Annotated in this window: 8 protein-coding genes and 1 pseudogene; 1 reads left to right on the top strand and 8 read right to left on the bottom strand. The window is 21.7% G+C overall.

Annotated features, from left to right (window positions below):
• Window positions 1-386: 386 nt before the first annotated feature.
• Together ONB71_RS00765 and ONB71_RS00760 are read right to left on the bottom strand one after the other, a co-directional pair.
• Window positions 387-890 carry an OmpA family protein gene (locus ONB71_RS00765; RefSeq protein ID WP_274360684.1) on the bottom strand — a complete coding sequence of 168 codons (504 nt, stop codon included), beginning with the start codon at window positions 888-890 and terminating at the stop codon, window positions 387-389.
• A 463-nt stretch (window positions 891-1,353) separates the two neighbouring features.
• Window positions 1,354-2,103 carry a Nif3-like dinuclear metal center hexameric protein gene (locus ONB71_RS00760; protein ID WP_274360683.1) on the bottom strand — a complete coding sequence of 250 codons (750 nt, stop codon included), beginning with the start codon at window positions 2,101-2,103 and terminating at the stop codon, window positions 1,354-1,356.
• A gap of 293 nt (window positions 2,104-2,396) precedes the next feature.
• Between ONB71_RS00760 and coaE the strand changes: the two genes are divergently transcribed.
• A complete protein-coding gene (gene coaE, locus ONB71_RS00755; RefSeq protein ID WP_274360682.1) occupies window positions 2,397-2,957 on the top strand; it encodes a dephospho-CoA kinase in 561 nt (186 codons plus the stop codon).
• A gap of 227 nt (window positions 2,958-3,184) precedes the next feature.
• Here coaE and secA read toward each other — a convergent pair.
• The 6 genes and pseudogenes from secA to murE form a co-directional block, all read right to left on the bottom strand.
• A pseudogene (secA, locus tag ONB71_RS00750) lies at window positions 3,185-5,689 on the bottom strand (preprotein translocase subunit SecA); the annotation flags it as partial.
• Window positions 5,690-5,982: 293 nt separating this feature from the next.
• A complete protein-coding gene (gene murC, locus ONB71_RS00745) occupies window positions 5,983-7,425 on the bottom strand; it encodes a UDP-N-acetylmuramate--L-alanine ligase (protein WP_274360681.1) in 1,443 nt (480 codons plus the stop codon).
• A gap of 52 nt (window positions 7,426-7,477) precedes the next feature.
• Complete coding sequence (gene murG / locus ONB71_RS00740; protein ID WP_274360771.1) at window positions 7,478-8,512, bottom strand: undecaprenyldiphospho-muramoylpentapeptide beta-N-acetylglucosaminyltransferase; 1,035 nt, start codon at window positions 8,510-8,512, stop codon at window positions 7,478-7,480.
• Window positions 8,513-8,653: 141 nt separating this feature from the next.
• The gene (gene murD, locus ONB71_RS00735) at window positions 8,654-9,973 is read right to left on the bottom strand and encodes a UDP-N-acetylmuramoyl-L-alanine--D-glutamate ligase (RefSeq protein ID WP_274360680.1); all 1,320 of its coding nucleotides are present in this window, start codon (window positions 9,971-9,973) and stop codon (window positions 8,654-8,656) included.
• Between the two features lie 3 nt (window positions 9,974-9,976).
• Window positions 9,977-11,059 (bottom strand): phospho-N-acetylmuramoyl-pentapeptide-transferase, encoded by a 1,083-nt coding sequence (mraY, locus tag ONB71_RS00730; RefSeq protein ID WP_274360679.1) that lies wholly within the window; start codon window positions 11,057-11,059, stop codon window positions 9,977-9,979.
• Window positions 11,060-11,432: 373 nt separating this feature from the next.
• Window positions 11,433-12,917, bottom strand: coding sequence for a UDP-N-acetylmuramoyl-L-alanyl-D-glutamate--2,6-diaminopimelate ligase (gene murE, locus ONB71_RS00725; protein WP_274360678.1), 1,485 nt, complete (start codon window positions 12,915-12,917; stop codon window positions 11,433-11,435).
• Window positions 12,918-12,973 lie beyond the last annotated feature (56 nt).

Raw genomic sequence — 12,973 nt, 5'->3', positions numbered from 1 at the left:
AAATAATGTATTAAAATTTTAAAATAATATTAATAAAAATAATTATAAATTAATAATAAAATTATAAAAAATTTTAATTTATCAATCTAAATAAATAAAAACATTAAATTAAATAAAATTAAATCAAATTAAAAATACAAAAATATAAATTTTAACAAATATTAAATTAAATAGGTATTTAACTTAATAAAATACCATAATATTAAATTAATTATAAATATTTAAATTAATTTATAAATACTTACAAAATAAATTTATCTACAGATATAAAAAAAATTATAAAAATAAATAAAATAACGTTAACTAAAAAAAAACCCTAAAAACTCCTTAAATATGAAAATTATTTAATGTTAAAAAAATATTTTAAATTTACAAAAAATATTAATTTATCTTTTATAAATTATAACTGCTCTCCTATTTTTTGCATAAACTGATTCAGTATTACCTTGTAATAAAGGTCTATCTTTACCATAAGAAATTACAGATATCTGCTCAACATATGCTCCTTTACTTTCCAAATATTTCTTTAAAGAATTAGCACGTTGTTTTCCCAAAATAAAATTATATTTAATTGTGCCTCTATCATCTGTATGACCTTCAATAATTATTTTACAATGAGGATGACTGTGCAAATAAATGGCATGCATATTTAACATGCTAAAAAATTTACTATCAATATTATATTTATTCAAAGGAAACAAAACTATATTTTTATCTATTATATCTGAAAGTATAATATCTTTTCTACTATTAATATCATTATTTACATGATTAACATATAATGAACTCTTATCAGATATATTATGATTTTTAGAAACATCACAAGAAACAATAAATACAAAACATAAAATGAATAATAAAAATTTATTTAAAAAACCCCTATACAACATTTTTCACACCTCTAAATTAAAATTTTAAAATAAAAGCATAATTATTAAATTAATACATTATTTTATCCAGAACAAATTGAATATTTATCATAAAATAATAATTCAATTAAATTTAAATTTTTAATTAAAAATAAACCTTATTCTATAAAAATATTATGAAATAAAATAACAAAATTTTAATTAATTAAACTATAAATACCATTTTCTTATGATATCATTATTAATATCAATTTAATATACTAAATTATAAATTTTTATATAAAAACAAAAAAATATTCTATATAGGAATATACTGTTTATCACTAACAAAAAAATTAAAAACCAATATCATCTTTAAAAAAAAAAAAAAATAAATCTACAAATAAAAACTTTTAATAAATTATTAATTATTAAAATACATACCAGATTTAATAAATAAATATAAATATCTGTTAATTTAAAATAAAAAACACATTAATTGATTTTAAATAGGATTATTAACATCAATAAAAGTAATCTCCAAATTATATTTATCCTTAAGCCACATACCTAAAGAAATAATACCATATCTTTCAGAAACATAATGACCTATAGAAAAAAAATGGATATTATTCTCACGTACAATATAAAATGTTTGTTCAGATATTTCACCAGTTATGAATGCATCAACACCAAAATTAATAGCATAATCAACATAATTTTGCCCTGCTCCACTACACCAAGCAACTTTTTTTATTAAATTTGATAAATTATTTTTACTGGAACAATGATATGGTTGTCTAAGAAAAATCTTATTAATATTAAAAATTAATTCATTATAAGAAATAAAATGTTCAAATTCACCCCAAAAAACAAACGGATGAATTTTACCACACACTTTAATAGCTAACAACTTAGCTAATTGAATATTATTACCAAATTCATGATGAATATCTAGGGGTAAATGCCAACAATATAAATTAATATTATTATTTAAAATAGTTTTTATTCGATTATATTTAATTCCTTTAATGATAGAACTTTCATTTTTCCAAAATAAACCATGATGTACTATAATTGCATTTGCATTTAACATTACAGCTTTGTCTAATAATTCTTGACATAAACTAACACCCACAACAACTACTTTAATTTCTTTACACCCTTCAATTTGTAATCCATTGGGTAGATAATCATTAATTTTATTTGCATTTAATTCTTTATTTATAATATTTTCTAATATAATATTGTCCATATCATTTATTAATTCTTTATATAAAATTTATAATAGAATTACTAAAATGTTATAACATAATTTTATAATTTTTTTAAATAAAAATAAAATATTTATAATAAAAGAAATAATTACGAAAATTTTTAAATTAAATATAAAAGATAAAAATATAATTAATGTAAAATTATAAAAATAAATATAAAAAACAAATCTACAAAATAATATTAAAATTAAAAATTAAAATATAAATAAAATATTTTACGATAAACAATTAATATAAACAATATTGAAAAATAAAATTTATAATAAAAAAAATGAATTATATAGTAACTTTAACTGGTGGAATAGGATGTGGAAAAACTACAGCTACCAATATATTTAAAAAACTTAAAATAGATATAATAGATTCTGACGAAATTTGTAAAAAAATAACAAAACCAGGCAAACCAGCTTTAAAAACTATAATAAGTAAATTTGGGACATATTACTTAACTAAAGAAGGTTTATTAAATAAAAAAAAAATAAAAGAAAAAATATTTAAAAACCCAAAATGTAGAATTTGGTTAAATAATTTTCTACATCCCATGATACATAAAGAAGCAAAAAAACAAATATTAAAAAGTAAATCATTATGGTGTTTATGGATTATACCTCTTTTATTAAATACAAATATAAAAAAAAACACAAATCGTATACTTGTAATAGATGTATCAGAGAACATACAAATCAAAAGAACAATGTTAAGAGATAATAATAATTATTATCAAACTAAAAATATTATATCAACTCAAGATGACAGAAATAAACGTTTAAATTTAGCTGACGATATAATAAAAAACGAAGGATCGATAAAAAAATTAAAAAAAAAATATTAAAATTAAACAATTTTTACAACAAATTAGCAATAAAAACAAAAGATAAATATTAAATTTTATTTGATTTAAAGAATTATTCATTAATTATAATAAAAAATATATTATAAATAAAACAAAAAATAAAATATAAAATATAAATCTAAAATTTATCATTTTTCGTTTATATTATTAAATAATAAACTATAATTTATTGTACTCATATTATTTATATCAATAAAAAATAAACCCTGGGAAAAATTAACGTATATCTTAGTGATAATACTAATAACTTCATACTTAATAGATTCTAACATATTTATAAACATAACAAAAGATTCACGTTTATATTCTTGTTTAGGATCCTTTTGTGCATAACCTCGTAAATGAATGCCCTGACGTAAATAATCCATAGAAGCTAAATGTTCCTTCCAAAATAAATCCAAAATTTGCAACATAACATTTTTTTCTATATTTTGTAATAACAAACGATCAATTAATTTCTCTTGATTATCATGGAAACTAATTATATCTCGCAATATATATCCATATATATCAAATTCTTTATTTTTTATTACATCTGTATCTAGTTTATATAATGATAACTCTAAATTAAATTCTTGTTTAAGAATATCTTTAAATCGAACTAAACTACAAAATAGTTCAGATAAATTTTTAGAAACATAAGTATTGATAATTTTATTAAACACATCATTGCGAACAACTTTAATTATTCTACTAATATTAACAGATTCTAAAAGAAAATTACGTTGCATATAAATTACTTTACGCTGATCATTAGCAACATCATCATATTCTAATAATTGTTTTCTAATATCAAAATTACGATTTTCTACTTTATATTGAGCTTTTGCTATAGCTTTTGTAACCCATGGATGTTCAATCGCTTCTCCAAATTTAATACCTAATTTACGCATCATATTAATAATTTTAGAAGGAGTAAAAATACGCATTAAAGAATCATCCATGGATAAATAAAAACGAGAAGAACCAGGATCACCCTGGCGACCAGATCTGCCTCTTAATTGATTGTCTATTCTTCTAGATTCATGACGTTCAGTACCAATTATATGTAAACCACCTACGGATATAACAAAATCATGTTTTTTTTTCCAAATTAATTTATTTTTATATAATTCATTGGAATCAATAACATTAAATAATTTACTAATATTAATATTACTACCTCCTAAAACAATATCAGTACCTCTACCTGCCATATTAGTGGCAATAGTTACTACACCTGGTTCACCAGCTTTTGCAATAATTTCGGCTTCCTGAGCATTAAATTTAGCGTTTAAAACACTATGTCGTATACCTAATTTCTTTAATTCATTAGAAATAAGTTCGGATTTTTCTATAGAAATAGTACCAACTAAAACAGGTTGCTTTTTTTTAATACAATTAAGAATATCTAATATAATAGCATTTATCTTTTCACTTTCAGTAATATATATTAAATCAGAAAAATCCTTTCTAATCATAGGTTTATTAGTAGGAATAATTACTGTATCAAGATTATAAATAGCATTTAACTCAAAAGACTCAGTATATGCAGTACCTGTCATACCAGATATTTTTTTATACATCCTAAAATAATTCTGAAAAGTTATAGACGCTAAAGTTTGATTTTCATTTTGAATATTAACATTTTCTTTGGCTTCTATAGCCTGGTGTAAGCCATCCGACCATCTTCTACCAGGCATAATTCTACCAGTATGTTCGTCAACAATAATAACCTTATTATTTTTAATAATGTAATCAACATTACGAATAAATAAAGTATGAGCTCGTAATGCTGCTAATATATGATGCATTAATATTATATTAGAAGAAGAATACAAGGATTCTTCACCACTCATAATACCATTTTCAACTAATAAATTTTCTAATAGATCCATACCTTTTTCAGTTAAATAAACCTGTTTAGATTTTTCATCAATTGAAAAATTAATAAACCCATTATATACATCAGATTCTTTTTTATTTTGACATATTAAATTAGGAACAATCTTATTTATTTCAAAATATAAATTAGAATTATTTTCTGTAGGACCTGAAATAATCAACGGAGTACGAGCTTCATCAATAAAGATAGAATCAACTTCATCTACAATAGCATAATATAATTTTCGTTGTACACGATCATTTTTATTAAAAACCATATTATCTCTAAGGTAATCAAATACATATTCATTATTAGTACCATAGGTTATATCAGCATTATATGCTATTCTTTTTTCTACAATAGAAGTGCTAGAAACATTTATCCCAACTGTTAATCCAAGAAATGTAAACAATTCACGATTATTTTCCGCATCTCTTTTTGCTAAGTAATCGTTTACTGTAACTATATGTACACCATATCCATTTAAAGAATTCAAATAAGCTGGTAAAGTTGCAGTCAATGTTTTACCTTCACCTGTTCTCATCTCAGCAACACAACGATTATTTAATACAATTCCTCCAATAAGTTGAACATCAAAATGACGCATACCAAATATTCTTTTACTAGCTTCCCTAACAACAGCAAATGCTTCAGGAAGTAATGTATTTAATAATTCACCACATTTTAATCTATTACGAAATTCAATAGTTTTATTTTTTAATAAATCATCTGATAATTTAGAAAAATCATTTTCTAAAGAATTAATTACATTCACAATTCTATACATACGTTTTAAAACACGATCATTACGACTACCAAATAATTTAGTTAAAAATTTTATAAACATAATATAATTCTCATAAATAATAAATTTAAGTTAACTTCAAAAATATTTAAGATTTTTAAAAACTTATAATTTTGATTAATTATTTAAAATATAAAAAAAAAAATATTTTATTAAATTACAATTTTTAGTTTAATGTTAAACAATTTAAAAATATATATTCTATTAAAATCTATACTATATATTAATAAAATATATGGAATAACTAAAAAATAAAAATATTTTATTAGATTAAATTACAAATAATAATTCACTTAACAAGTATTATTAAAATTTTGTTTAGTAATTTAATATTATTATATTATTTTTAATAATTTTTTAATAACATTGGTTATATCACCAGCTCCTTGTATTATCAATACATCATTACAAGTAAGAATAATTTTTAATTTATCCACCAAACAATCAAAATCTTTCACAAAAATAGGACTTAATTTCCCAAGTATAAAAATATCACTACATAATTTAGTACTATTTATACCCAAAATAGGTAATTCATTAGAAGAATAAATATTAGAAATAAATAAAACATCTACATTAGATAATATATTTATGAATTCACTATACAAATCACGGGTACGAGTAAAACGATTAGGCTGAAAAACCATAATTATTCTTCTATTTGTCCAACATTTTCTTGCAGTTAATATAGACATATAAATTTCAGTGGGGTGATGACCATAATCATCAACAATAATAAAATTACCGATTCTACCATTAATTATAGATAATGAAAATTCACCAATATATTCAAAGCGTCTTTTTGTACCTTTATATTTTTTTAATGCTTTTAAAATATGTTTATCATCAATATTATCTTCCTTGGCAATTGTTAATGCTGCTGCAGCATTTAAAGCATTATGTTTGCCAGGCATATTTAATAAAATTTTAATATCATATTTATCCTTATATAATATTCTAAAAGAGCTCTTTAAACCAATTTGTTTATAGTTGTATATATGAACATCAGCATCATGACTAAAACCATAAGTAATAAATTTACAACAAATATTAGGTATTAGATCACGAATAACTAAATCATCTATACATAAAATAGCTTTGCCATAAAATGGCAAATTATGTAAAAATTTAATAAAAGCATTTTGTAATTTTTTAAAACTTCCATCATAATTACTTAAGTGTTCGGGTTCAATATTCGTTATAATAATTACCATAGGATGAAAACACAAAAAAGAAGAATCACTTTCATCAGCTTCAAAAATAAAACAATTACTAGAACCTAAAAACGAATAAGAACCAATAGATTTAATATAACCACCATTAACAATAGAAGGATTTCTATCGTTATTAAAATAAATATCAAAAACCAAAGCAGAAGTGGTGGTTTTACCATGAGTACCAGCAACAGCAATACCATAACTAAAACGAATCAATTCAGATAACATTTCTGCTCTAGAAATAACTGGTATATTTAATTCAAGAGCTGATAGAACTTCTACATTATCATTTTCAATGGCACTAGAATAAATAACAACATCAACATTTTTAATGTTATTAGAATCATGTGTATGATATACTAAAACACCTAAAGATAACAAATAATCAACATTACTATTAATTTCAATATCTGAACCACTAACAAAAAAACCCATATCTAACAAAATTTTAGCTAATCCTACCATACCGGATCCACCTATACCAATAAAATACATACTCTTAGGTATATTAATAGAACTAAAAACAGAAAAATTATTTTTAAAATAAGTTAAAAAATTCATTACTATATATAATTAAAATATAAAATATTAATGAAAATAAACTATAAATTAATCAAACACAACTATTAATAATCTTTAATATTCGTTCTAAAGACCCTGGCAAATAAAGAGACTTAGCTTTAACAGACATCTTAAATAAGATTGCACGATTTAATGATTTAAAAATGGAAATAAACGTATTAACGTTAAATTTTTCTTGTTTACAAATAATTCCAGCACCAACTTTTTCTAATAATAAAGCATTAAAATATTGTTGACAATCTGAATGTTCAAAAGGAACCAAAATTGAAGGCAAACCAACCGCTATTAACTCACTAACCGTAATAGCACCAGATTGACAAACAACTAAATCCGCCCATGCATACGCTTTAGCTATATTATGAATAAAATCATTTATTCTATATTTTATAATTCCTATTTTTTTATAAATAGCATCTATTTCATTAAATGCATTATGACCAACCTGATGCCATAAAAATATATTATCCTTTAATAATTTTAATACATCCGGAAAAATATTATTAAATATTTTAGCACCCTGACTACCTCCTATGACAAGTATTCTTATTGGTCCAGAACGATTATTTAATCTTAACTCAGGAGGTAAAATAGAGATAATTTCATTCCTTATAGGATTACCAACTACAATAGAATTTAATATAGCACCTGGAAATGCTTGAATAGATATATTAGCTATTTTAGCTAATAATTTATTAGTAATACCTGCTATCACATTTTGTTCATAAATAATTAAGGGTATTCTTGATATCCATGATATTATCCCTCCGGGAGCTGAAATATAACTACCCAAACCAAAAATAATATCTGGTTTCCAGATTTTTATAATTTTTTTAAATTTATATAAACTACGAAATAAATTAAAACAAAATAATAAATAAGATTTTAATCCTTTACCTCTTAATCCATTAATAGATATAAAATCAATATTTATTTTATATCTTGGTACTAAAAAAGATTCCATCCTATCTTTAGTACCCATCCAAAGAACATCCCACCCATGTTTAATAAGAGCTTTTGCTATTACAATACCCGGGAAAATATGACCACCAGTACCTCCACCCGTGATTATTATTTTTTTTTTTAATCATCTAAACTCCAAAAAAATATAATTTTAAATTAAAATAAATTTTATTTTATTAATAAATAATACTATATAATTTAAAACATATTTTCAATAAAAAATATATATATAAATAAAATTATAAAATTAATATTTATTTGCAATACTTAAAAAGTAATTACCTCTCTCTTTAAAATTTTTAAATTGATCAAAACTAGAACAAGCAGGTGAAAATAAAATAACATCACCAGATTTAACTATAGGCATTATATTAATAATTAATTCTTCTACAGTATTTCTATAAATAGAAATATTAGGGTATAAAGAAGAAATAAACATACCATCCTTCCCAAAACAACATAATTTTATTTTATATTTATATATATAACTATCTAATGAAGATAAAAAAGTACTTTTTAAAATACCACCTAAAAACAACCACACAAAACCAATATTATTCTTGAAATTAATTAATGCAGCAATAGTACTAGATAAATTTGTGGATTTAGAATCATTTATCCATGTTATATTATTTCGTTTATGTACTAATTGAAAACGATGTTTTAATCCTTTAAACAAAGAAAATATTCTTAAAATAATTTTTCTAGTAAAAGACATTATATCTGAAATAGCTAATACAACTAGACAATTAATATAATTATGAAAACCAAATAATTTTATTTTAGATGTATTTAAAACGCGTTTACCATATACGCTAAGCCATAAAGAACCACGATATTTTATCATGCAATAATCACCTGTATAAGAACCAAAACTAATACATTTTTTATAAATTTTATTAAATGGAAATGTAAATATATCATCAACATTAATAAGACATATTTTAGAATTATTATATATTCTTAACTTAAATGAACGATATTCCATAATACCACTAAGATAACGATCTATATGATCATAACAAACATTTAATATCGTAGAAACTTCAGATGATAAACTAAATACAGTTTCTAATTGAAAACTAGATAATTCTAAAATATATAATTGAGCATAATCTTTTAAAGTATCCAATACAGGAGTACCAATATTTCCCGCCAAAATTACTTTAACACCAGAAGCATTAGCAATATTATATAACAAACTAGAAACAGTACTTTTACCATTAGATCCAGTAATAGCTACAACAGAAATAAATTGTAATTCACGACAAAATAGTTCAATATCTCCAATAATTTCTATACCTATTTTTTTAGCATACAATAATGCAGGATCATTTAAAGATAAACCCGGACTAACAACAATTAAATCAAAAAAAATAATATCCTCACATCTTAATGGACCTAATTTATATTTTACAAAATTAGGTAATTTATTTAATCTAGAAGGGGAATTTCTGGTATCCAATACCATTGGTATAATATCACGTCTTAAAAAAAAATTTATACAAGATAAACCTGTTTTTCCCAAACCAATAACAACTATTTTCTTATTATAATAATTGTACATATACTAATGAATTCCAAAAATAAATAATCCAAATAATACAAAAATCAATGAAATAATCCAAAAACGAATAACTATATTAGGTTCAAAATAACCTTTCAATTCAAAATGATGATGAATAGGTGCCATAAGAAAGATTTTTTTTCCAAAAAATCTAAACACAAATACTTGTAAAATAACAGATAAAGTTTCTAAAACAAATAAACCACCCATAATAAAAAGCAAAAACTCTTGATGTAACAAAATAGAAGTAACACTTAATGAACCACCTAAAGCTAATGAACCCACATCACCCATAAATATCTTAGCAGGATAAAAATTAAACCATAAAAATCCTAAACAAGAACCTATTACTGATGAACAAAAAATAACCAATTCCCTAGCATTACACAAATAAGGAATATTAAAATAACTTGAAATATAAATATCACTATAAAAATAAGATATTAACAAAAAACCACAAAAAACTAAAATAATTGGTATAACAACCAAACCATCTAATCCATCTGTTAAATTAACAGCATTACTAGTTCCAGTTATAACAAAATAAAATAATATTATATAGAATATATCTAATTGTATTTCTGAAAATTTAAAATAACTAAATATAAATTTAGAAAATATTACATTTTTACAACGATAATATATCAAAAAAGATAAAATAAATGCTATTATAGACTGAAAAAAGTACTTATACTTGACACTTATTCCATTAGAATTTTTATTAATTAACTTAAAATAATCATCAATTAATCCAATTAATCCATAACTAAATAATATAATAAAAATATATTTTATATAATGATTATAAGAATACGACCAAAATAAAACAGACAAAAAAATCGAAATTATAATTACTATACCGCCCATTGTAGGAGTTTTATTTTTTAAATAATGTGTTTTTGGACCATTTATTCTAATAATTTGATAAATATTAAATTTATTTAATAAATTTATTAAATAAAAACCTAAAAACAAAGAAATTAAGAATGAGGTAAAAAAACTTGCAAATATTCTAATTCTATAAGAAAAAAAAGTAAATAAATAAAAATTTATATTATGAAATATGTCAAATAAACAAAAAAACATACATCATCACCTCTTAAAAATAAATATCATTTTTTTTATATATAAATTGTAAATTATTACACAATTATCAAAATATAATTTTTACTATATTATATATATAAAATTATATATTTAGAATAAGAAAATTAGCTACATAACATTAACATTATATCTGTAAAATATTACAATTTAATTTTAATTCAAAATATACATTACATAAATAATAAATAAATTATTTTAAAATAATTTATTATTATAAATTTTTGAAAATAAATATTTACAAACTTTAACTATTAAAAAAATAATATAATTATATTATTCAAATAAATATTATTAAATCAAATTATTAAAAATTAATAAAACTATTGAATAAAATTAAAGTAATCAAAATTTATTAAGATGAATATCTTTTTTTCAATGCTGCTTTTACTACTGAATGATCAGAATAATCAATATAATAATTTCCAATAATTTGGTAATTTTCATGTCCTTTTCCAGCTATTAAAACTAAATCTTCATTATCCACATATAATATAGTACTGAATATAGCCTGCAACCGATTAAAAAAATATTTCTTATTGATTTTATTAGTAAAACCAGATTTAATATCATTAATTATATAAATAGGATTTTCATAACGTGAATTATCCACAGTAATAACTACATAATCAGATAATTGTTCCGCAATACTACCCATAATAGGTCTTTTAGATTTATCACGATTACCTCCACAACCAAAAATACACCATAGTTTATTTTTACAATATAATCTAGCAGATATCAAAGATTTTTTTAATGCATCAGGAGTATGAGCGTAATCAATAATCACAGTAGGCTTATTAATCGAATGAAACATTTCCATTCTGCCTATAATAGGTTTTAAAAACTTAGCAGTAGAAATTAAATCAGTTAATGAATATCCCATCCACAAAAGTGTAGCCAAAGCTAACAAAATATTAATAACATTAAATTCACCAATTAATTTAGTACTAAAAGTTCCTTTACCCCAAAAAGAATCAAAATGAATAATAGTATTATTAAAATTATACTTTGCACTATCTAATTTTAACCAATATTCATCTTTACTAAAGTGTAAATTACGATTAGTAGTAACACAAACTACCCTAGAAATTTTCTTTACCCACCGTTTACCAATATTATCATCTATATTAATAATACTAATATTAATATCATGTTTAGAAAATAATAACCATTTAGCCTTTATATATCTTTCCATATTTATATGATAGTCTAGATGATCCATAGTAATATTACTAAATATAGCAGCAGTAAATGGTAAAGATAAAACACGATTTTGAATGAGACCATGAGAAGATACCTCTATCGAAGCAATATCAACTTTATTTTTAGAAAAATGATACAACATTTTACAAACTTCAACAGCTGATTCTGTAGTATTAATTGAAGGACATAAATCACCATATATACCATTACCAATGGTACCCATAACTGCCCCCGTATTACCTAATAAAAAAACCCATTGAGTAATTAAATGAGAAATAGTGCTTTTACCATTAGTACCTGTTATTGCTATTAATTTTAACTTATTAGATATAGGATAAAAACGTTGAGAAATAAAAGATAATTCTTTAGACAAATTTAAAAAATAAATTATAGGAACATCATTAAAATATGTTATATTAAGATCTAAAATCAAATTATTTGTCTCAACTAATACAGCACTTGCCCCTCTAATTAATGCATCAATAATATAATTTCTACCATCAATATTATATCCAGGCTTAGCAATAAAAAGATCTCCTTTAATAATAAATTTACTATTCAAAGATATATTAAATATTTTTATCTTAGGCACATTGAATAACCAGGGTAATAATAAATAATCTAAATACAACATAAATTAAAACTCATAAATTATAAAATTGTATATATTTTGTTCAATAAATATAAAAA

The organism is Candidatus Purcelliella pentastirinorum (assembly GCF_028748785.1).
In the GTDB taxonomy this organism is placed as follows: domain Bacteria; phylum Pseudomonadota; class Gammaproteobacteria; order Enterobacterales; family Enterobacteriaceae; genus Purcelliella; species Purcelliella pentastirinorum_A.
This window is presented reverse-complemented; position numbering and strand designations above follow the sequence as displayed.

Coding starts and splice junctions, on each gene's coding strand:
- murD (WP_274360680.1), bottom strand. CDS start 9,973: ATGTACAATTATTATAATAAGAAAATAGTTGTTATTGGTTTGGGAAAA.
- ONB71_RS00765 (WP_274360684.1), bottom strand. CDS start 890: ATGTTGTATAGGGGTTTTTTAAATAAATTTTTATTATTCATTTTATGT.
- coaE (WP_274360682.1), top strand. CDS start 2,397: ATGAATTATATAGTAACTTTAACTGGTGGAATAGGATGTGGAAAAACT.
- mraY (WP_274360679.1), bottom strand. CDS start 11,059: ATGTTTTTTTGTTTATTTGACATATTTCATAATATAAATTTTTATTTA.
- murC (WP_274360681.1), bottom strand. CDS start 7,425: ATGAATTTTTTAACTTATTTTAAAAATAATTTTTCTGTTTTTAGTTCT.
- ONB71_RS00760 (WP_274360683.1), bottom strand. CDS start 2,103: ATGGACAATATTATATTAGAAAATATTATAAATAAAGAATTAAATGCA.
- murE (WP_274360678.1), bottom strand. CDS start 12,917: ATGTTGTATTTAGATTATTTATTATTACCCTGGTTATTCAATGTGCCT.